This window comes from Pseudoalteromonas sp. MEBiC 03485 (genome assembly GCF_004195145.1).
Lineage (GTDB): Bacteria > Pseudomonadota > Gammaproteobacteria > Enterobacterales > Alteromonadaceae > Pseudoalteromonas > Pseudoalteromonas apostichopi.
Genome location: NZ_SGBT01000001.1, coordinates 602,204 through 624,432, shown reverse-complemented (window position 1 = coordinate 624,432; position 22,229 = coordinate 602,204). Strand labels below are relative to the sequence as shown.

Below are 22,229 nucleotides of genomic sequence, written 5' to 3'. Positions count from 1 at the left end.
TACTAATGGCTAAACCAGGTCAAGATATGAAAAGTGCACAAAGTGGGCTTTCGGAATTGAAGCGTCGATTACTATTTGTATTAGGTGCTATCATTATTTACCGTCTAGGTTCATTCGTGCCGATCCCTGGGATTGACGCCGCTGTACTTGCCGATTTCTTCGAGCAACAAAAGGGCACCATTGTTGAAATGTTTAACATGTTCAGCGGTGGTGCGCTTGAGCGCGCTTCAGTGTTAGCACTGGGTATTATGCCGTACATCTCGGCTTCGATTATTACGCAACTATTAACGCATATGTATCCGCCGTTTATAGAGCTTAAGAAAGAAGGTGAGCAAGGGCGTAAGAAAATTAGCCAGTACACACGCTACGGCACGCTTGTGCTTGCTACTATCCAATCAATCGGTATTGCTACAAGCTTACCGGGCATGATGGACGGGTTAGTTGTTAACCCTGGTATCGGTTTCTACTTCACTGCTGTAGTGAGTTTAGTAACTGGTACTATGTTCCTAATGTGGTTGGGCGAGCAAATTACAGAACGTGGTATCGGTAACGGTATTTCTGTTCTGATTTTTGTTGGTATCGTAGCTAACCTGCCGTCTGCTATTGGTTCGACAGCCGAAATGGCGCGCCAAGGTGATCTGAATGTACTTGTACTGTTATTGATTGCTGTAATCGTATTCGCTGTTACTTACCTAGTTGTATTCTTTGAGCGTGGTCAACGTCGTATCGTCGTTAACTATGCGAAGCGTCAACAAGGTCGTCAGGTATTTGCTGCTCAAAGCACGCACTTACCACTGAAAGTAAACATGGCGGGTGTTATTCCACCAATCTTTGCTAGCAGTATAATTCTGTTCCCTGGTACAATTGCAAGCTGGTTCGGCCAGGGTGAAGGTCCGGTCGCTGATGTGCTACAAGCAATCGCTACAACGTTGACTCCAGGTCAACCTTTATATGCGATGGTTTTAGCTGCGGCTATTATCTTCTTCTGCTTTTTCTACACCGCGTTGGTATTTAACCCGCGTGAAACAGCAGATAACCTGAAAAAATCTGGCGCATTTATCCCAGGTATTCGTCCAGGTGAGCAGACATCTAAATACATTGATAAAGTGATGACACGCCTGACATTGGCAGGTGCTTTGTATATAACCTTTATCTGTCTGGTGCCCGAATTCATGACTATGGCATGGCAAACGCCATTCTATTTCGGCGGTACATCAATTTTGATTATCGTTGTTGTAATCATGGACTTTATGGCACAAGTACAGACGCATCTGATGTCACATCAGTATGATTCTGTGCTGAAAAAAGCAAACCTTAAAGGCTACGGTCGATAAGGTCATTTTACGGAGTTGAGCAATGAAAGTACGTGCTTCCGTTAAGAAAATATGCCGTAACTGTAAAGTTATTAAACGTGCTGGTGTAGTACGCGTAATTTGCAGTGAGCCTAAGCACAAGCAAAGGCAAGGCTAATTAAACAGTCGTGCAGGCTGAGTTATTTACTCGGCCTGTGTTTTTAGTTGTGATTTGGTCTTCGTTTGAGTATCCTTACGGGCTTTTCAAACAGATGATTACCAAATTCAAATATAGGAGATGTGTTAGTGGCCCGTATCGCTGGCATTAACGTCCCTGATCATAAACATGCAGTTATCGGTTTAACTGCTATTTATGGCATAGGTAAGACTCGCTCTAAGGCTATCTTAGCAGCGACTGGTATCGCCGAGACCACAAAAATCGGTGAACTTTCAGACGAAACACTTGACGTATTGCGTGAAGCAGTTGGCAAGTACACTGTAGAAGGTGACCTTCGTCGTGAAGTTACATTAAATATCAAGCGCCTTATGGACCTTGGTTGTTTCCGTGGCCTACGTCACCGTCGTTCGTTACCACTACGTGGTCAACGTACTAAGACTAACGCGCGTACTCGTAAGGGTCCTCGCAAGCCTATCAAGAAATAAGGTGGGGTAGATTATGGCTAAAGCACCAATTCGTCGTAAGAAGGTTAAAAAGCAAGTTGCTGATGGTATGGCTCACGTTCATGCTTCTTTCAACAACACTATTGTAACAATTACCGACCGTCAAGGTAATGCACTATCTTGGGCAACAGCAGGTGGTTCAGGTTTCCGTGGTTCACGTAAATCTACTCCATTCGCGGCTCAGGTTGCTGCAGAGCGTGCAGGTACTGCTGCTCAAGAATACGGTTTAAAAAATCTAGAAGTTTTCATCAAAGGTCCAGGTCCAGGTCGTGAATCTGCTGTACGTGCTTTGAATGCTGCTGGTTACCGTATCACCAACATCACTGACGTGACGCCAATCCCTCATAATGGTTGTCGTCCACCGAAGAAACGTCGCGTTTAACAATAGGTTAGGAGAAATAACATGGCAAGATATTTGGGCCCTAAGCTCAAGCTGAGTCGTCGTGAAGGTACTGACCTGTTCCTTAAGAGCGGCGTAAGAGCTATCGACTCTAAGTGTAAACTTGAGACTGCACCTGGTCAGCACGGCGCTCGTAAAGGTCGCTTATCTGATTACGGTTTACAGCTACGTGAAAAGCAAAAAGTTCGTCGTATCTACGGTGTACTAGAAAAGCAATTCCGTAACTACTACAAAGAAGCTGCTCGCCTTAAAGGTAATACAGGTGAAAACTTGTTACAGCTTTTAGAGCAACGTTTAGACAATGTTGTATATCGCATGGGTTTTGCTAGCACACGCGCTGAAGCACGTCAGTTAGTAAGCCACAAAGCGATTTTAGTTAATGGTCGTGTAGTGAATATCCCTTCATACGTAATTACTCCAGAAGATACTGTTGTAATTCGTGAGAAGTCGAAAACACAAGCACGTATCATCGCTGCTCTAGAGTTGGCTGAGCAACGTGAAAAGCCGACTTGGGTTGAAGTTGACGGTAAGAAAATGGAAGGCAGCTTCAAGCGCCTACCTGAGCGTTCAGATCTGTCTGCGGACATTAACGAACAACTAATCGTCGAACTTTACTCTAAGTAAAGTTAAGAGTTAAGAGAGGATAAAATGCAGGGTTCTGTTACCGAATTCCTAAAACCAAGGTTAGTCGATATCGACGCTATCAACCCAACGCGTTCTAAAGTAGTTTTAGAGCCATTAGAGCGTGGCTTCGGTCACACTTTGGGTAATGCCTTACGCCGTATACTGTTATCATCTATGCCTGGATGTGCAGTAACTGAAGTAGAAATCGACGGTGTATTGCATGAGTACAGCGCGAAAGAGGGCGTACAAGAAGACATCATTGAAATTCTGTTAAACCTTAAAGGTCTAGCAGTAACTTTAGAAGGCAAAGATGAAGTTTTTCTGACCCTGACTAAATCTGGTGTAGGCCCTGTGACTGCGGCTGATATTCAGCACGATGGTGATGTAACTATCGCCAACCCAGATCACGTTATCTGTCACCTTACGACAGCTAACAGCGAGATCAGCATGCGTATTCGTGTTGAGCGCGGTCGCGGTTATGTGCCGGCATCTAGTCGTTTATCCTCTGATGACGATGAGCGTCCAATTGGTCGTCTGCTGCTTGATGCATCATTCAGCCCAGTTGAACGTATTGCGTACTCGGTTGAATCAGCCCGTGTTGAGCAACGTACAGACTTAGACAAGTTAATCATTGATATGGAAACAAACGGCACTTTAGATCCTGAAGAAGCGATCCGCCGTGCGTCTACTATCTTAGCTGAGCAATTAGATGCATTCGTAGATTTACGTGATGTAACTGAGCCAGAAGAGAAAGAAGAGAAGCCAGAATTCGATCCTATTCTACTTCGTCCAGTTGATGATCTTGAGCTAACAGTACGTTCAGCAAACTGTTTGAAAGCCGAGCAAATTCAATATATCGGTGATTTAGTTCAGCGCACTGAAGTTGAGCTTCTTAAAACGCCTAACTTAGGTAAGAAGTCTCTAACTGAAATTAAAGACGTGCTAGCTTCACGTGGTCTTTCTCTAGGTATGCGCCTAGAAAATTGGCCGCCTGCAAGCCTAGCTGAATAATCTAAATCACTATATTAGTTTAGTTAGAAGGATAGGGTCATGCGCCATCGTAAGAGTGGTCGTCAATTAAACCGTAACAGCAGCCATCGCAAAGCGATGTTCAGCAACATGGCTGGTTCTTTGGTGAAACATGAAATCATCAAAACAACTTTGCCTAAAGCTAAAGAGTTGCGCCGTGTAATTGAACCTTTAATCACACTGGCTAAGACTGACAGTGTAGCAAACCGCCGTTTAGCGTTTGCTCGCACGCGTGATAATGAAGTAGTTGGTAAATTATTCAGCGAAATCGGTCCACGTAATACAGACCGTCCTGGTGGTTACACTCGTATTCTTAAGTGTGGCTTCCGTGCTGGTGATAATGCACCAATGGCTTATATTGAACTAGTTGGTCGCCCAGCGACAAACGAAGAAGTTCAAGAAGACGCGCAGTCTGCAGAGTAAGTCGTAAAGACACCAAAAAGCCGAGCTTATGCTCGGCTTTTTACTTTCTGAAATTCATTTCTAATAAAATAACTCTATCAATCCACAATCATCACCATACCATCTTGAAGCAACTAGCAACTAGCAACGAAGATCACATGTAAAGATCATTACGTTTCTCTTTATTAAGTAAGCCCATCTTTATACAAACTACAAATAAGTTTTTACTTCTTGTATTGTTTAAATAACCCAAATACTGCCAATTTAGTGTGGTTTTTGCACGTTTCGTTCGTATTTTGCGCGAACAGTCATTTTTTTAATAAAAACTGCAAAAAACAGTTGATCTGAATTCGGATCTCCCTATAATGCGCATCCACCGACACGGCGGACTGCTTACAAAAAAGCAAAACGACGAGTTGGTTGAGTCAAGTAAGACTGAGTTTTGAAAAAATAAACTTTTCTCAAAATTAAGTGTTGACAAAAATAACGGCTTGCGTAGAATGCACAGCCCTTGAGACGCGAAAGTATCTCAAACGTTCTTTAACAATATAAAGCAATCATCTGTGTGGGCACTCGTACAGATTGAGTTCTAACAGCCGATTCTAGTTCGCTAGATGACGCACACAAATTTAGAGTCTCAATTGAACTGAGTGACCAACGGAAACAAGTTTACTTGTTTCAGCACAGTCAATTCGATTCGAAAGAATCAAAATCAGAATTCATTGAGCATGTCCTTCGGGACAGAAAAAACTTTTAATTGAAGAGTTTGATCATGGCTCAGATTGAACGCTGGCGGCAGGCCTAACACATGCAAGTCGAGCGGAAACGAAGAGGTGCTTGCACCTCTGGCGTCGAGCGGCGGACGGGTGAGTAATGCTTGGGAATATGCCTTATGGTGGGGGACAACAGTTGGAAACGACTGCTAATACCGCATGATGTCTACGGACCAAAGTGGGGGACCTTCGGGCCTCACGCCATAAGATTAGCCCAAGTGGGATTAGCTAGTTGGTGAGGTAATGGCTCACCAAGGCGACGATCCCTAGCTGGTTTGAGAGGATGATCAGCCACACTGGGACTGAGACACGGCCCAGACTCCTACGGGAGGCAGCAGTGGGGAATATTGCACAATGGGCGCAAGCCTGATGCAGCCATGCCGCGTGTGTGAAGAAGGCCTTCGGGTTGTAAAGCACTTTCAGTAAGGAGGAAAGGTTAAGTGTTAATAGCACTTAGCTGTGACGTTACTTACAGAAGAAGCACCGGCTAACTCCGTGCCAGCAGCCGCGGTAATACGGAGGGTGCGAGCGTTAATCGGAATTACTGGGCGTAAAGCGTACGCAGGCGGTTTGTTAAGCGAGATGTGAAAGCCCCGGGCTCAACCTGGGAACTGCATTTCGAACTGGCAAACTAGAGTGTGATAGAGGGTGGTAGAATTTCAGGTGTAGCGGTGAAATGCGTAGAGATCTGAAGGAATACCGATGGCGAAGGCAGCCACCTGGGTCAACACTGACGCTCATGTACGAAAGCGTGGGGAGCAAACAGGATTAGATACCCTGGTAGTCCACGCCGTAAACGATGTCTACTAGAAGCTCGGGTCTTCGGACTTGTTTTTCAAAGCTAACGCATTAAGTAGACCGCCTGGGGAGTACGGCCGCAAGGTTAAAACTCAAATGAATTGACGGGGGCCCGCACAAGCGGTGGAGCATGTGGTTTAATTCGATGCAACGCGAAGAACCTTACCTACACTTGACATACAGAGAACTTACCAGAGATGGTTTGGTGCCTTCGGGAACTCTGATACAGGTGCTGCATGGCTGTCGTCAGCTCGTGTTGTGAGATGTTGGGTTAAGTCCCGCAACGAGCGCAACCCCTATCCTTAGTTGCCAGCGATTCGGTCGGGAACTCTAAGGAGACTGCCGGTGATAAACCGGAGGAAGGTGGGGACGACGTCAAGTCATCATGGCCCTTACGTGTAGGGCTACACACGTGCTACAATGGCGCATACAGAGTGCTGCGAACCTGCGAGGGTAAGCGAATCACTTAAAGTGCGTCGTAGTCCGGATTGGAGTCTGCAACTCGACTCCATGAAGTCGGAATCGCTAGTAATCGCATATCAGAATGATGCGGTGAATACGTTCCCGGGCCTTGTACACACCGCCCGTCACACCATGGGAGTGGGTTGCTCCAGAAGTGGATAGTCTAACCTTCGGGAGGACGTTCACCACGGAGTGATTCATGACTGGGGTGAAGTCGTAACAAGGTAGCCCTAGGGGAACCTGGGGCTGGATCACCTCCTTATACGATTTAGAACTTATTTGTTCGTAGTGTCCACACAGATGATTGTTAGTTAGCTAAACCACTTGGTTTAACTAATTAATATGCTCTTTAAAAATTTGGAAAGCTGATATTAAAATTCTTATAGATACTTGTATCTATAAAGAGTTTTCAAAAGTAAAAAATATGCCATTAATCGAAAGATTAATTGGTATCTACTTTAGTATTCTCATCATTATTTGATGAATTAACTTCTGGCGAAGTTAACAGCTGTCACTAACAAAGACCCGTTTGGGTTGTATGGTTAAGTGACTAAGCGTACACGGTGGATGCCTTGGCAGTTGGAGGCGATGAAGGACGTATTAACTTGCGATAAGCCTAGTCAAGCTAGTAAAAAGCGCTTGAGACTAGGATTTCCGAATGGGGAAACCCACCTGCTTGCAGGTATCGTTAACTGAATACATAGGTTAACGAGGCGAACGCGGAGAACTGAAACATCTAAGTACCCGTAGGAACAGAAATCAACCGAGATTCCGGAAGTAGCGGCGAGCGAAACCGGACCAGCCCTTAAGCTTATTATGTGTTAGTGAAACATTCTGGAAAGTTTGACGATACAGGGTGATAGTCCCGTACACGAAAATGCATCTTAAGTGAAATCGAGTAGGTCGGAGCACGTGAAACTTTGACTGAATATAGGTGGACCATCATCTAAGGCTAAATACTCCCAACTGACCGATAGTGAACCAGTACCGTGAGGGAAAGGCGAAAAGAACCCCTGTGAGGGGAGTGAAATAGAACCTGAAACCGTGTACGTACAAGCAGTAGGAGCCCTTCGAGGGTGACTGCGTACCTTTTGTATAATGGGTCAGCGACTTATATTTTGTAGCGAGGTTAACCGATTAGGGTAGCCGTAGTGAAAGCGAGCGTTAACTGCGCGTTTAGTTGCAAGGTATAGACCCGAAACCCGGTGATCTAGCCATGGGCAGGTTGAAGGTTGAGTAACATCAACTGGAGGACCGAACCCACTAACGTTGAAAAGTTAGGGGATGACCTGTGGCTAGGAGTGAAAGGCTAATCAAACCGGGAGATAGCTGGTTCTCCCCGAAATCTATTTAGGTAGAGCCTCGGACGAATACTTACGGGGGTAGAGCACTGTTAAGGCTAGGGGGTCATCCCGACTTACCAACCCTTTGCAAACTCCGAATACCGTAAAGTACTATCCGGGAGACACACGGCGGGTGCTAACGTCCGTCGTGAAGAGGGAAACAACCCAGACCGCCAGCTAAGGTCCCAAAGTCATAGTTAAGTGGGAAACGATGTGGAAAGGCCCAGACAGCCAGGAGGTTGGCTTAGAAGCAGCCATCCTTTAAAGAAAGCGTAATAGCTCACTGGTCGAGTCGGTCTGCGCGGAAGATGTAACGGGGCTAAACTATGCACCGAAGCTGCGGATTCAAACTTTGTTTGAGTGGTAGGGGAGCGTTCTGTAAGCCGTTGAAGGTGTACCGGGAGGTATGCTGGAGGTATCAGAAGTGCGAATGCTGACATGAGTAACGATAATGCGGGTGAAAAACCCGCACGCCGGAAGACCAAGGGTTCCTATCCCATGTTAATCAGGGTAGGGTAAGTCGACCCCTAAGGCGAGGCCGAAAGGCGTAGTCGATGGGAAACGGGTTAATATTCCCGTACTTGGTATAATTGCGATGGGGGGACGGAGCAGGCTAAACAAGCATGGCGTTGGTTGTCCATGTGAAAGTGAGTAGGTTGAGAGTTTAGGAAAATCCGGACTCTTAAGACTGAGACACGAGACGAGCACCCAAGGGTGTGAAGTTGTTGATGCCATACTTCCAGGAAAAGCCTCTAAGCTTCAGATTATACCGAATCGTACCCCAAACCGACACAGGTGGTCAGGTAGAGAATACTAAGGCGCTTGAGAGAACTCGGGTGAAGGAACTAGGCAAAATCGTACCGTAACTTCGGGAGAAGGTACGCTCCTATCTGTGATGAGACTTGCTCTCTAAGCGGACGGGAGCCGCAGTGACCAGGTGGCTGGGACTGTTTATTAAAAACACAGCACTGTGCAAAATCGCAAGATGACGTATACGGTGTGACACCTGCCCGGTGCCGGAAGGTTAATTGATGGGGTTAGTTTTCGGACGAAGCTCTTGATCGAAGCCCCGGTAAACGGCGGCCGTAACTATAACGGTCCTAAGGTAGCGAAATTCCTTGTCGGGTAAGTTCCGACCTGCACGAATGGTGTAACCATGGCCACGCTGTCTCCACCCGAGACTCAGTGAAATTGAAATCGCAGTGAAGATGCTGTGTACCCGCGGCTAGACGGAAAGACCCCGTGAACCTTTACTACAGCTTGGCACTGAACATTGAACCTACATGTGTAGGATAGGTGGGAGGCTTTGAAGCAGAGACGCTAGTCTTTGTGGAGCCGTCCTTGAAATACCACCCTTGTAGTTTTGATGTTCTAACGTTGGCCCCTAATCGGGGTTACGGACAGTGCCTGGTGGGTAGTTTGACTGGGGCGGTCTCCTCCCAAAGAGTAACGGAGGAGCACGAAGGTTGGCTAAGTACGGTCGGACATCGTACGGTTAGTGTAATGGTAGAAGCCAGCTTAACTGCGAGACAGACACGTCGAGCAGGTACGAAAGTAGGTCATAGTGATCCGGTGGTTCTGAATGGAAGGGCCATCGCTCAACGGATAAAAGGTACTCCGGGGATAACAGGCTGATACCGCCCAAGAGTTCATATCGACGGCGGTGTTTGGCACCTCGATGTCGGCTCATCACATCCTGGGGCTGAAGTCGGTCCCAAGGGTATGGCTGTTCGCCATTTAAAGTGGTACGCGAGCTGGGTTTAGAACGTCGTGAGACAGTTCGGTCCCTATCTGCCGTGGGCGTTTGAGAATTGAGAGGGGTTGCTCCTAGTACGAGAGGACCGGAGTGAACGAACCGCTGGTGTTCGGGTTGTCATGCCAATGGCACTGCCCGGTAGCTACGTTCGGAACTGATAAGCGCTGAAAGCATCTAAGCGCGAAGCAGGCCTCGAGATGAGTTCTCACTAGACTTTTAAAGTCTCTGAAGGGCCGTTGAAGACTACAACGTTGATAGGCAGGATGTGGAAGTGGTGCGAGCCATTAAGCTAACCTGTACTAATTACCCGTGAGGCTTAACCATACAACGCCAAACGCGTTTTGTGACAGCGTAACAGACAGAAGTTAAGAAACTAAAGTAGACATTTACTTGATATCAGAATTCCAGATTTTAGTTGATTGCTAAAGCGATTAACGACCCAAATTTGCTTGGTGACAATAGCGTTTTGGACCCACCTGACCCCATGCCGAACTCAGTAGTGAAACGAAACAGCGCCGATGATAGTGTGGCATTTGCCATGTGAAAGTAGGACATTGCCAGGCTCCAAATTAAAGAAAGCCCGATTCGAAAGAGTCGGGCTTTTTTGCGTTTGGAGCTGTCAGCTTTCAGCCGTCAGACGTCAGCTGAAATGTGGGGTTGTATAGTGCAGAGTCTCCCTCAGCAACAAAACCCTGTAGGAGGCACGTCAGTGCCGAATTCAGATCATAACCAACACATTCATGGCTAAAGCCATTCCTACGTGTTGCGTATCTCAGGTGCCAGACATTAGATGGCAGTTGATCTACACGATTGTTTGGTACTTCAGAGTGTTCCTCAGCAACAAAACGAGTAGGAGGCACGTCAGTGTCGAATCTAGGCCGTAACCAACACATTTATGGCTAAAGCCATTCATACGTGATGCGTTGTCATACATTAGATGGCAGTTGATCTAAAGGATTGTTTGGTACTTCAGAGTGTTCCTCAGCAACAAAACGAGTAGGAGGCACGTCAGTGTCGAATCTAGGCCATAACCAACACATTCATGGCTAAAGCCATTCCTACAACGACACTTTTCCTAGAGCCTAGAGCCTATATGGCTTATCCTAACTCGCTAACTTTACTCTCACAAATCGCTAACTCATAACCCAAAAACAAAAACGCCAGCATATAGCTGGCGTTTTTAATCTGAAGGTAAGCTTGGTATCATACCAATCCGCAATAATACTTAATCATTTTGAGGGATTAAACCTGTCGCTATCTGCGTTAAAAATTTCTGATTTAGAACAACTAAATAACGAAATTTTTGCCTTGCTATCAACGAGGTTTTATTGCCTCAAAATAGATCACTTAATTAAGCGAATTGGTATTAAGCTTTTGGACCTGCTGATTTGATTGCTTCTGAAACATCGTATTTTGCAAAGTTTTCAGTGAAGTCAGATGCTAGTTTGTTTGCGTATTCTGCGTACTTCTCTTTATCTTCCCATGTGTTGATTGGGTTAAGAAGCTTACTGTCTACACCAGGAACTGAAACTGGTACATCTAGGTTTAGAACATCGATGTGTTGAGTTTCAACATCAGCTAGTTTACCTGATACGATTGCATCAACTACAGCACGTGTAGTTGGGATATCGAAACGTTGACCAGTACCGTAAGGGCCACCTGTCCAACCTGTGTTAACTAGGTAAACTTTAGCGCCGAATTCACGTACACGCTTCATTAGAAGCTCTGCATAAACGCCTGCAGGGCGTGGGAAGAATGGAGCACCGAAACATGTTGAGAATGTAGACTCTATGTCGCTTGTTGAACCGATTTCAGTTGAACCTACTTTTGCAGTGTAACCGCTTAGGAAGTGGTAAGCTGCAGCTTCTTCAGTTAGTACTGAAACTGGTGGTAATACACCGCTCACGTCACACGTTAAGAATACAACCGCTTTTGGCTCGCCAGCACGGTTTTCTACTTTACGTTTTTCAACGTGCTCTAGAGGGTAAGCCGCGCGGCTATTTTGTGTAAGGCTTGTATCATGGAAATCTGGTACACGGTTTTCGTCAAGTACAACGTTTTCTAAGATTGTACCGAAGCGAATTGCATTCCAAATAACAGGTTCGTTCTTTTGCGATAGGTCGATACATTTAGCGTAACAACCACCTTCGATATTAAATACGCTACCAGGTGCCCAACCGTGTTCGTCATCACCGATAAGGAAACGAGTAGGATCCGCAGATAATGTTGTTTTACCTGTTCCAGATAGACCGAAGAATAAAGCTGTGTCGCCTGCTTCACCTACGTTTGCAGAGCAGTGCATTGGTAATACACCTTTTGCAGGAAGTAGGAAGTTTTGTACAGAGAACATTGATTTTTTCATTTCGCCTGCGTAGCGCATACCAGCTAGTAGTACTTTACGTTGTGCGAAGTTGATGATTACAGTGCCATCACTGTTTGTGCCATCACGCTCTGGGTCACATACAAATGAAGGTACGTTCATTACCTGCCACTCTGGGAAGTCGGCAGTATTGTATGTTTGTGGTTCGATAAACATGTTTTTGGCAAAAATATGATGCCATGCAGTTTCTGTTGTAACTACAACTGGTAAATAGTGCTCAGGATCAGCGCCAACTTCTAGGTGAGAGATGAAGTGGTCTTTGCTTTTCACGTGTTCTTCTACACGTGCCCATAACGCATCAAACTTGTCTGCATCGAATGGGCGGTTTACGTTGCCCCATTGGATTTCGTTTTCAGTGCTTGGCTCTTGAACAATAAAACGATCTTTTGGAGAGCGGCCAGTGCGTACACCGGTTTTAGCAACAAAAGCACCATTAGCGGCTAAAGTCCCTTCGCCACGACGAATAGCGTGTTCGACAAGTTCAGCTGCTGTAAGATCAACAAAACTAGTAGCGTTTGCAGTCATGTTTATACCTAAATTGTGAGAGATTGAACGGGATAGCTCTGGGGTTCTTAGTTTTCCCTTTTGCTAAAAGAATAGTAACAGAAGGATTAGGGATATTCGAGTGTCTGAAGGGCCTAAAAAGGCATATATTTGGCAAAAAACATGAATAATTTCAATGATACCGGTGTCATAAAATGGCGCTTTTTCATGACACCGGTATCATTATTTTTGATAATTTTTTTTAATAAAAAAGCCGCATCGAATGCGGCTTTAATACAATAATATTTTTAATTGGGTGTATCAGTTAAAAATAGCTTTAATATCCTGTTCGTTAAAAATGTAATCTTTTAAGCAGTAATGGCAGCTAATTTTTACTTCGCCGTTTGCTTTTACATCGGCAAGTAACTCTTCTTGACCTACATTCACTAACGCAGCAATTGTTTTATCTCTGCTACAGCCACAACGGAAACTAATAGATTGTGGCTCGAATAATTGAGGGTTATCTTCGTGGTAAAGTCTGGTTAAAACTGTATTTGCATCTAAATCTAGTAACTCTTCATCTTTAATAGTGTTGCTGATAGCTTCAAGATGAGTGAAGTCTTCAACAGATTTTTCCTTATTCACAGGTAATACTTGTAAGAATAAGCCAGCTGCTTTTGCTGTGTCTGCTGTTACTTCAGTTGCAAACCAAAGACGTGTTTTTAACTGTTCTGATTGCTCAAAATAGTTCTCTAGGCATTTATCTAAGCTATCGTGCTCTAAAGGTACAATACCTTGGTATCGCTCACCTTTAGTAGGCGTAATTGTAATAACCATATAGCCATTACCAATTAAGTCTTTTATTGTGCTTCCTGTCACTTCACCTTGTAGACGTGCTATGCCTCGCATGTTTTGTTTATCGTCACCATTAATTACCGCATATTTAACAGGGCCATCGCCTTGTAGTTGAACGGCAATTTCACCTTCAAACTTTAAAGTAGCTGTTAATAAGCAGGTAGCAACAAGTAATTCACCTAATAAGGTTTGCACAGGTGCTGGGTAATTATGGTTTGCGATCATCTCTTGATAAGTGTTTTCAATTTGTACGAGTTCGCCACGTACATCGAGCTGATCAAATATATAACGATGAAGTAAATCTTGTTGCATGAGTTGCATTACCTAACTTGATTTCATTTTTAACAGTTCACGTCTTTGCTTTTTATCTGGTTTACGATCAGGATGTGGAGCAAAGAAGCTGTTGTTCTTACGGGCGATAGCATTTGCTTCGCGTTTCTCAATACTAGCTTGAGTTTCTTGATATAAGGTTTGTGCAATGGGGGCACCTTGACGTTTTTCAAGGATCTTTTCAATTGTCACGACCTTTTCGTCTACCCCTTGTAGCAGTTTAACTACAGCACCGACTTCAACAATTTTGCTGGGCTTGGTACGTTGTCCATTATAATGTACTTTGCCACCTTGCACCATGTCTCGTGCGATTGAGCGGGTTTTATAAAAACGTGCAGCCCATAACCACTTATCAAGGCGTACGTTTAATTCATCTTGCTTGTCTTGCGACTTATGAGTGTTACCTTTTGACACAATTGTGCTCTTTGAAAGCTGCTTATATATAGGCAAAATTTACCATGAAACTTAATCACAAATAAACAGTCGTAGTAATTCCTTGCAGCCCACTGTTCGTCGAATTTACCTTGTTTACAAAGTTTAATATAAGCGCGCTTGTTGAATGAAAAATGAAAAGGTACTATAGGCCAGCTATCAAGCAGTAAATTAAAATAAGAAATAGAGTTTATGGATCAACACTTACAACAAGTTAAACAGTTTTTGAACGGCTTACCTCATGCCAAGCTAAGTGCATTTGTAGTGCTGTTAGTTGTTGTTTATATTGCTTTTTTATCATCCAAGCTATTTTGGCTTGTGTGGCCGGAGCCCGATACAAGAGCACTGCCTGTAACAGGTGTTAACACCATGGCAAAGCGAGCAGAGACTGTAAGCTCACGTCAAATTATCGAACAGAATTTATTCGGCAAAGTTGTTGTCGAAGCTAAAAAACCTACCTCAAAACAAAATCAAGTTATTAACAACGCCCCTGAAACTCGCCTAAGTATTAACCTAACCGGTATTGTTGCGGTAAGCCAAAATGACCAAGCTGGCCTTGCAATAATCGAATCTCAAGGCAAGCAAGAAACATATGTTGTTGATGATGCAATTAAAGGAACTCGCGCAAAGCTAGCTCAAGTATTACCCGATCGAGTGATTTTAGATGTTAGCGGTCGTTTTGAAACTTTGATGCTGGATGGACTCGACTTTACGAAAACAGTTTCTATGCCCGTATTGGCAGAGCGTAAAGAGTCAGAATTAACCGCAGGTCCGCAGCTTGTCGAAAATAGTGAAATAAATGCGACTGAAGATGAAGAAATAAAAGAAGCGCTTATCGAAACGCGTGAAGAAGTATTAGACGATCCCGGTAAATTATTTGACTATATTCGCGTCTCTCAAGCGATGGTTGATGGTGAGTTAGTGGGTTATCGTTTAAGCCCAGGTAAAGATCCTGCTTTATTCAAGCAGATGGGATTAATGAATAATGATTTAGCTATTGCGATTAATGGCTATCAATTAAATGATTTGAAACAGGCAATGTCAGCAATAAACGAATTACGAAATAGTACTGACGCAAGTATCACTATCGAACGCGATGGTGAACAAATTGATGTGCAATTTAGCCTGCAATAACTAGCTTTGGAGTTTTTATAGAATGGTTCACGCGCTACACCTCACAAAAATCAAAAAAGGGTTAGCTAAATATGCAGCGCTTTTTTTATTAACAGGATTATCGCTTTCAGTTTCAGCTGTTGAGTATGCAGCTAATTTTAAAGGCACTGATATTAATGAGTTCATTAATATCGTAGGTCGGAATTTAAATAAAACCGTTATTATTGACCCAAATGTGCGCGGTAAAGTAAACGTGCGCAGTTACGAGCTAATGGACGAGAAGCTTTATTATCAGTTTTTCTTAAATGTACTCGAAGTTTATGGTTATTCAGCTGTTGAGATGGATAACGGTATTATTAAAATTGAAAAAAGTTCTGATGCTAAAAAGTCGAATGTACCGCTGATCACTGAAGATAACCAAGCCAGTGGCGATATGATGGTGACACGTGTGGTACGTGTTAAAAACGTAAGTGTACAAGAGCTTGGTCCTCTAGTTCGTCAATTTAGTGACCAAAAAGATGGTGGTCACGTTGCAAACTTTAATGCTGCGAACGTGATGATGTTGACTGGTCATGCTGCTTCAGTTAACCGCTTAGTAGAAATTATTCGCTCTGTTGACCAAGCAGGTGATAAGCGTGTAGATATTGTACAGCTTAAATTTGCTACCGCAGACGATGTGGTATCTGTTGTTGAGAATATTTACAAAGATGGTGGCAAGGGAAGCGTTCCTGAGTTCTTAATTCCTAAGGTTGTTGCTGATGGTCGTACTAACAGTGTGATTGTCAGTGGAGAGGCGCAAGCACGTACTCGTGCTGTTGAATTAATTAGCCGTTTAGATGGTGAGTTAGAGAACCAAGGTAATACTAAGGTTATCTATTTAAACTACGCAAAAGCTGAAGACCTTGTAAAAGTACTGCAAGGTGTGAGCAAAACATTAGCCGAAGATGCGCAAGGTGGTGCGACTAAAACTCGTTCTCGCAACCAAAACGAAACAAGTATTGAAGCACACCCTGATTCAAACTCTCTGGTTATTACTGCGCAACCAGATACGATGCGCTCACTTGAACAAGTGATAGAACGTCTTGATGTACGTCGAGCACAGGTACTTGTTGAAGCTATCATCGTTGAAGTGTTAGAGGCTGATGGTATCAACTTAGGCTTGCAATGGATTTCAGAGCAAGGCGGGATGATGCAGTTCAACAATGGTACAACAGTACCTGTTGGATCATTGGCAGTTGCTGCTGAGCAAGCTCGTGATAAAACGATACAAAAAACGATTACAGGTAATGAGACTGGTAATACGACTCCTTATGAAGAAACCGTTGAAGGTGATCTGGGGCCTCTCGGACAACTGCTCGGCGGTATCAATGGTTTAGCAATGGGTATTGTTAAGAACGACTGGGGTGCAATTATCCAAGCTGTTTCAACGGATACTAACTCTAATATTCTTGCTACGCCGTCTGTAACGACTATGGATAACGAAGAAGCGTCAATGATTGTTGGTCAAGAAGTACCGATTATCACAGGCTCGCAAACAGGCTCAAATAACGCTAACCCATTCCAAACAGTTGAACGTCAAGAAGTAGGTGTAAAGCTAAAAGTTACACCACAAATCAATGACGGTTCAGCGGTTCAGCTAACGATTGAACAAGAAGTTTCCAGTGTAAGTGGTGCTACTGCGGTAGATATCTCAGTGAATAAACGTGCAATTAAAACCACGGTTATGGCTGATGATGGTGGTATGGTTGTACTAGGTGGCCTGATTGATGAAGACGTGCAAGAAAGCGTCTCTAAAGTACCGTTATTAGGTGATATCCCGGTACTTGGTCATTTATTTCGCTCAACCAGCACTAATAAGCGTAAACGTAATCTGATTGTATTTATTCGTCCTACCATTGTGCGTGATGGCATTAGTATGAATAAGTTGAGCCACTCTAAATATAACTTTATCCGTGGCGAACAACACAAACAAAAAGAAGATGGTATTGATTTAATGCCGTTGACGGATGCACCAATTCTTCCTGAATGGAATGATGCCTTGGTATTACCGCCAACTTACGAAGAATATCTAAAGCAACAAAACGCGAATGAGCGCAACGATGACTAATGCAATTACAGAAATCAATGATGAGTTAGCACCCGATGTGCCAGCAAATCATGATGAGCTGCTAACAAGCGATGATCTTGTTAGCTTGCCAACCAAGCGTTTGCCATTCTCGTACGCGCGTCGTACAGGTGTATTATTAGGTAAAGATCAGGATAACTGGACTGTGTATTACCGCGGTGAGTTAGACGTTGATGCATTACTTGAGGTACGACGTATCGCGGGTCATGGTTTTTCACTAGAACAATTACCAGATGACAAATTTGAGTTGTTGCTAGAGGCCTCATATCAGCGTGATAGTTCTGAAACGCAGCAAATGATGGAAGATATCGGTAACGAAGTGGATTTATTCTCGCTTGCAGATGAGTTGCCGCAAACTGAAGATCTACTTGCTGGTGATGATGATGCGCCAATTATTAAACTAATTAACGCTATGCTGAGCGAAGCGATTAAAGAAGGTGCGTCGGATATTCATATCGAAACCTTTGAACAAGAGCTAGTGATTCGCTTTAGGGTTGATGGGGTATTAAAAGAAGTATTAAAGCCAAATCGTAAACTCGCCTCATTGTTGGTGTCGCGTATTAAGGTTATGGCAAAACTAGATATTGCCGAAAAACGTATACCTCAAGATGGCCGTATTAGTTTACGAATTGCTGGTCGTGCTGTTGATGTGCGTGTTTCTACTATGCCATCAAGCTTTGGTGAGCGTGTTGTACTGCGTCTACTTGATAAAAACAACGCACGGCTGAATCTTGAAGATTTAGGTATGACTGAGCGTAACCGTGAATTGTTTGCTGACTTAATCAGTAAGCCCCACGGTATTATCTTAGTAACCGGTCCAACGGGTTCTGGTAAAAGTACCACTTTGTATGCAGGCATGAGCCAAATTAACTCGCGGGATCGTAATATCCTCACTGTTGAAGATCCAATCGAGTACGAGATCCCAGGGATTGGTCAAACGCAAGTCAATACTAAGGTTGATATGACCTTTGCACGTGGCTTACGTGCCATCCTTCGTCAAGACCCTGATGTAGTAATGGTTGGTGAGATCCGTGACCTTGAAACGGCACAAATTGGTGTGCAAGCTTCATTAACTGGTCACTTGGTTATGTCGACACTGCACACTAATACGGCTGCTGGTGCTATCACACGTATGGAAGACATGGGCGTTGAGCCTTTCTTACTATCATCATCGTTATTAGGTGTGTTGTCACAACGTCTAGTACGTACTTTATGTAATAGCTGTAAAGAAGGTCACATTGCCGATGAGCGCGAATGTCAGTTATTGGGGGTCAACCCTGCTGAGCCGCCAACAATTTATCGTGCCGTAGGGTGTGAAGAGTGTAACTTTAATGGTTACCGTGGCCGTACTGGTATTCATGAATTGTTGGTTGTTGATGAAGCAATTCGTGAAATGATCCACAGTGGTAAAGGCGAGCAAAGTGTTGAAAAGTATATTCGCAAACACAGTCCAAGCATTCGTCAAGATGGTTGTAATCGTGTGTTAGCGGGTCGCACTACCTTAGAAGAAGTCTTGCGTGTAACACGTGAGGAAGGTTAATCATGGCAGCATTTGAATACCGTGCCCTTGATGGCAAAGGTAAAGAGAAAAAAGGCATTCTTGAAGCCGACACGGTAAAACAAATCCGCCAAACCCTACGTGATCAGGGTTTAATGCCGTTAGAGGTCGTGGCTGCTGCTGAAGGTGAAAAGCAAGCTAAAGGAGCGAAGAGCTCTTTATTGAGTAGTTTCTTTAAACCAAAAATTTCTACTTCAGATTTAGCTTTGATCACTCGCCAGCTTGCAACCTTAATACAGTCGGCATTGCCTGTTGAGGGAGCCGTAATGGCGGTAGCTGAACAATGTGAAAAGCCGCGTTTAAAGCGTATGTTAATGGCCGTTCGCTCTAAGGTAGTTGAAGGTTACACCCTAGCCGATGGCATGAGCGAGTTCCCGCATGTGTTTGATGATTTATATCGTGCTATGGTGGCCGCTGGTGAAAAATCGGGTCACCTTGATCAAGTTTTAAATCGTTTAGCTGATTACACGGAACAACGCCAGCATATGCGTAGTCAAATAACACAAGCGATGGTGTATCCAACCATCCTGGTTGTATTTGCTATTGCAATTGTGTCGGTACTGTTAGGTACTGTGGTACCAAAAATCTTGAAGACCTTTGAAAAGTCAAAACAGGTTTTACCATGGACTACCGAATGGGTAATGGCAGCTAGTAATTTTGTACAAAACTACTGGTTCATAAGTTTAGTCATTATAACCGCATTAGCTGTGGCAATTAAGCAAGCGCTTAAGCAGCCGCATATTCGTTACTGGTATGACGAAAAAGTGCTTCATTTACCGGGGATTGGTAAGGTTGCACGAGGTGTGAATACGGCGCGTTTTGCGCGTACTTTAAGTATTTTGTCGTCAAGCTCAGTACCACTACTTGAAGGGATGCGTATCTCGGGTGGTGTATTGGTTAACGAGAAAATGAAAAAGTCGGTGCAAGATGCTGCAACACGTGTAAGTGAAGGGGCTAGCCTTCGTGCTTCACTTCAGCAAACCAAACTTTTTCCACCTATGATGCTACACATGATAGCCAGTGGTGAAAAGTCAGGTGAACTTGAGCAGATGCTTGAGCGTGCGGCAAATAACCAAGATCGTGAGTTTGAGAGCATGGTAAACGTGTCTCTGAAACTATTAGAGCCTGCGATGATTGCCTCAATGGCGGTAATTGTATTGTTTATTGTTATGGCAATATTACAGCCGATTATGGCAATGAATAAGGCTGTAGGTCTTTAAATTAGGGAATACTAGAGCAATTAGCAGTTAACACTGTCGCTCTATAATAAATTTTTGAAGAAAGTTAGAGGTATTTTTGTGAACAAACAGTCAGGTTTCTCATTACTAGAAGTCATGGTAGTACTGGTTATCATTGGTATGATCATGTCAATTGTGGCGCCAAATATCATGGGTCAGCAAGAAGAAGCTGCAATCGATAAAGCACACTTAGATATTCAACAAATTGAAGATGCGTTAAGCCTATACAAGCTTAAAAATAAAACGTATCCAACCACAGAGCAAGGCTTAGAAGCGCTAGTGAACAAAACAAGCATTGAGCCAATTCCAAGACGTTTTCCTGATGGCGGTTTCCTTGAGAAATTACCAGAAGATCCATGGGGTAACCCATACCAACTAATCAGCCCAGGAGAAATCGGTAAAATTGATATCTTCTCTATGGGTCCTGATGGTGAAGCAGGTACTGATGATGACATTGGTAACTGGGATGAAGAAAAGTAACAATGCCTAAATTCAGCCAACTGAACAAAGCTTATACACATCAAGGCTTACTATTATGGTAAGCCTTGGTCGTTTGCGTTTGGCTGACCGTGCTAAGCACGCGAAAGGGTTTAGCCTAATCGAGATTTTAATGGTGCTTGTGGTGATTGGTTTTGTCACCAAAATGGTTGCCTACAGTTTTGATGGTGGTGCTGAAGAAGAACTCGAAAAACAAGCTCTCAGATTACACACTACGATTAATATGGCTTCTGAGTTTGCAATTTTAAATCAGGTTGAGTTAGGTTTTCACCTTGACCAAGATACATTTGAATTTTTAGTTTTTGACGGTGATAAGTGGGTTACTTTTGACCGTGAAAAATTGTTTGCCCCAATTAAGGTTGATGAGCGCTTTAAGCTTACTCTTAACCTTGATGATTTAGCCTGGGCACAAGATAACTTGCTTGAGCAGTCAAACTGGCGTGAATTAATGAGCGGTGGTGACGAAGACAGCCTACTTGAGCTAAAAAAGCTCAAAATACCGCAAGTACTTATTTTATCTTCTGGCGAAGTCAGTGCGTTTCAACTGGTTTACGAGCTTAAAGATGAGCGAGAGCCGCAGTATTTTATCGAAGGCGAATTCATGGCCCCGGTAAAGTTTCGTATGGAGCCTGAATAATGAATAAGTCAGCAGGTTTTACCTTACTCGAAGTGATGGTTGCATTGGCTATTTGTGCAATGGCTGGTATTGCCGCAATGCAAGCAACCGGAGAGCACATTAATCATCTTTCGTCGATTGAAGAGCAAACTTATGCCTCTTGGGTTGCTGAAAACGTGATGGTTGAGCAGCGCGCCAAAGGCGAGAAGTGGACAGGTAAAAATGGTGTTAAAGGCACTGAAACATTAGCTGGCTTTGAATGGTATTGGCGTCAGGACGTGGTTCCTACTGCTGATAAAACGTTTGTAAAGGTAACCATTAACGTGTTCGCCGATGAAAAGCTTGAATATCCAGTTTATGAGCTTTCTACTTATTTAAATAAAGGTGATAAGTAGTGAAGCAACGCGGTTTTACCTTACTTGAAGTGATTGTCGCTATGGGGATCTTAGCTTTTGTGGTGTTATCAACTCATCAAATTCTTGATTCAACAACGAAAGCAAAAGAAGCTTCAGATGAAACGATTGCGGAATTAAATGGCTTACAAACCTTGTTTCGTCTAATGGATCAAGACTTTAGTCAAATGACGAAACGTCAGGTTCGAAACGAAGCGGGTGACTTTCAAGAAACTTATGTTTTAGCTGGTCGCTACGTTCTTGATAGCCAATACGATGGCATTGGCTTTGTACGTGATGGTTGGATTAACCCAATTAATTTACTGCCGCGCTCTGAATTACAAGCAGTTGGCTATCGCGTTATAGATGACAAGCTTGAGCGTGTATATCGTGTATATGTCGATCAGTTAGATAACATGGAGCCTCGTTCGCAAGTCATTCTTGAAGATATCGAAGACCTTAAATTTGAATTTTTAGATGACAAAGATGAGTGGCAAGAGCAGTGGCAAATAAAAGCGTTACCAAAAGCTGTTGCAGTTACTATTCAAAAAATCGAACAAGAGCCAATTCGTCGCGTGTTTTTAGTGCCTGGTGAAGGAAAAGTAACAGCCCAAGCAAATGATGGCAATAACGGAACGGGTGGCTAGCC

The 22,229-nt window shown here is 43.8% G+C and carries 18 protein-coding genes and 3 rRNA genes; 18 read left to right on the top strand and 3 right to left on the bottom strand.

What is annotated here, in order from left to right; all coding sequences use genetic code 11:
• The first annotated feature begins 5 nt into the window (after window positions 1-5).
• The 10 genes from secY (at window position 6) to rrf (ending at window position 10,123) form a co-directional block, all read left to right on the top strand.
• On the top strand, window positions 6-1,334 hold the full coding sequence (secY, locus tag EVU92_RS02910) for a preprotein translocase subunit SecY (RefSeq protein WP_036974013.1): 1,329 nt from the start codon (window positions 6-8) through the stop codon (window positions 1,332-1,334).
• A gap of 22 nt (window positions 1,335-1,356) precedes the next feature.
• Window positions 1,357-1,470 (top strand): 50S ribosomal protein L36, encoded by a 114-nt coding sequence (gene rpmJ / locus EVU92_RS02905; RefSeq protein WP_002959476.1) that lies wholly within the window; start codon window positions 1,357-1,359, stop codon window positions 1,468-1,470.
• Window positions 1,471-1,598: 128 nt separating this feature from the next.
• Window positions 1,599-1,955 (top strand): 30S ribosomal protein S13, encoded by a 357-nt coding sequence (rpsM, locus tag EVU92_RS02900; RefSeq protein WP_036974011.1) that lies wholly within the window; start codon window positions 1,599-1,601, stop codon window positions 1,953-1,955.
• Window positions 1,956-1,968: 13 nt separating this feature from the next.
• On the top strand, window positions 1,969-2,355 hold the full coding sequence (rpsK, locus tag EVU92_RS02895; RefSeq protein WP_036974009.1) for a 30S ribosomal protein S11: 387 nt from the start codon (window positions 1,969-1,971) through the stop codon (window positions 2,353-2,355).
• 21 nt (window positions 2,356-2,376) lie between these two features.
• Window positions 2,377-2,997: a 30S ribosomal protein S4 gene (gene rpsD / locus EVU92_RS02890; RefSeq protein WP_036974007.1), complete on the top strand. Its 621-nt coding sequence runs from the start codon at window positions 2,377-2,379 to the stop codon at window positions 2,995-2,997.
• A gap of 24 nt (window positions 2,998-3,021) precedes the next feature.
• Entirely contained in the window at window positions 3,022-4,008 is a 987-nt protein-coding gene (gene rpoA / locus EVU92_RS02885) for a DNA-directed RNA polymerase subunit alpha (protein ID WP_130049939.1), read from the top strand.
• A gap of 39 nt (window positions 4,009-4,047) precedes the next feature.
• The gene (rplQ, locus tag EVU92_RS02880; RefSeq protein ID WP_004589197.1) at window positions 4,048-4,449 is read left to right on the top strand and encodes a 50S ribosomal protein L17; all 402 of its coding nucleotides are present in this window, start codon (window positions 4,048-4,050) and stop codon (window positions 4,447-4,449) included.
• Between the two features lie 733 nt (window positions 4,450-5,182).
• Window positions 5,183-6,723: ribosomal RNA gene (locus EVU92_RS02875) — 16S ribosomal RNA — on the top strand.
• A 278-nt stretch (window positions 6,724-7,001) separates the two neighbouring features.
• Window positions 7,002-9,884: ribosomal RNA gene (locus tag EVU92_RS02870) — 23S ribosomal RNA — on the top strand.
• A gap of 124 nt (window positions 9,885-10,008) precedes the next feature.
• Window positions 10,009-10,123: ribosomal RNA gene (rrf, locus tag EVU92_RS02865) — 5S ribosomal RNA — on the top strand.
• Together the 16S, 23S and 5S rRNA genes form the textbook arrangement of a ribosomal RNA operon.
• Before the next feature lie 803 nt (window positions 10,124-10,926).
• Here the strand turns inward: rrf and EVU92_RS02855 are convergent.
• The 3 genes from EVU92_RS02855 to hslR form a co-directional block, all read right to left on the bottom strand.
• Complete coding sequence (locus tag EVU92_RS02855; RefSeq protein WP_130049937.1) at window positions 10,927-12,465, bottom strand: phosphoenolpyruvate carboxykinase; 1,539 nt, start codon at window positions 12,463-12,465, stop codon at window positions 10,927-10,929.
• Window positions 12,466-12,744: 279 nt separating this feature from the next.
• Window positions 12,745-13,590, bottom strand: a complete 846-nt coding sequence (gene hslO, locus EVU92_RS02850) for an Hsp33 family molecular chaperone HslO (protein ID WP_130049936.1) — start codon at window positions 13,588-13,590, stop codon at window positions 12,745-12,747.
• A 12-nt stretch (window positions 13,591-13,602) separates the two neighbouring features.
• Entirely contained in the window at window positions 13,603-14,022 is a 420-nt protein-coding gene (gene hslR, locus EVU92_RS02845; protein WP_233786780.1) for a ribosome-associated heat shock protein Hsp15, read from the bottom strand.
• 210 nt (window positions 14,023-14,232) lie between these two features.
• Between hslR and gspC the strand changes: the two genes are divergently transcribed.
• The 8 genes from gspC (at window position 14,233) to gspJ (ending at window position 22,227) form a co-directional block, all read left to right on the top strand.
• Window positions 14,233-15,174: a type II secretion system protein GspC gene (gspC, locus tag EVU92_RS02840; protein ID WP_130049935.1), complete on the top strand. Its 942-nt coding sequence runs from the start codon at window positions 14,233-14,235 to the stop codon at window positions 15,172-15,174.
• A 22-nt stretch (window positions 15,175-15,196) separates the two neighbouring features.
• The gene (gene gspD / locus EVU92_RS02835) at window positions 15,197-17,260 is read left to right on the top strand and encodes a type II secretion system secretin GspD (RefSeq protein WP_130049934.1); all 2,064 of its coding nucleotides are present in this window, start codon (window positions 15,197-15,199) and stop codon (window positions 17,258-17,260) included.
• On the top strand, window positions 17,253-18,818 hold the full coding sequence (gene gspE, locus EVU92_RS02830; RefSeq protein WP_130049933.1) for a type II secretion system ATPase GspE: 1,566 nt from the start codon (window positions 17,253-17,255) through the stop codon (window positions 18,816-18,818). The genes gspD and gspE overlap by 8 nt, the downstream gene beginning before the upstream one ends.
• Before the next feature lie 2 nt (window positions 18,819-18,820).
• Window positions 18,821-20,056 carry a type II secretion system inner membrane protein GspF gene (gene gspF / locus EVU92_RS02825; protein ID WP_130049932.1) on the top strand — a complete coding sequence of 412 codons (1,236 nt, stop codon included), beginning with the start codon at window positions 18,821-18,823 and terminating at the stop codon, window positions 20,054-20,056.
• Between the two features lie 78 nt (window positions 20,057-20,134).
• Complete coding sequence (gspG, locus tag EVU92_RS02820; RefSeq protein WP_130049931.1) at window positions 20,135-20,554, top strand: type II secretion system major pseudopilin GspG; 420 nt, start codon at window positions 20,135-20,137, stop codon at window positions 20,552-20,554.
• A 55-nt stretch (window positions 20,555-20,609) separates the two neighbouring features.
• Window positions 20,610-21,209 (top strand): prepilin-type N-terminal cleavage/methylation domain-containing protein, encoded by a 600-nt coding sequence (locus EVU92_RS02815; protein WP_130049930.1) that lies wholly within the window; start codon window positions 20,610-20,612, stop codon window positions 21,207-21,209.
• On the top strand, window positions 21,209-21,583 hold the full coding sequence (gene gspI / locus EVU92_RS02810) for a type II secretion system minor pseudopilin GspI (RefSeq protein WP_130049929.1): 375 nt from the start codon (window positions 21,209-21,211) through the stop codon (window positions 21,581-21,583). Before EVU92_RS02815 ends, gspI begins: the two co-directional genes overlap by 1 nt.
• Window positions 21,583-22,227, top strand: coding sequence for a type II secretion system minor pseudopilin GspJ (gspJ, locus tag EVU92_RS02805; RefSeq protein WP_130049928.1), 645 nt, complete (start codon window positions 21,583-21,585; stop codon window positions 22,225-22,227). Before gspI ends, gspJ begins: the two co-directional genes overlap by 1 nt.
• Window positions 22,228-22,229: the final 2 nt, after the last annotated feature.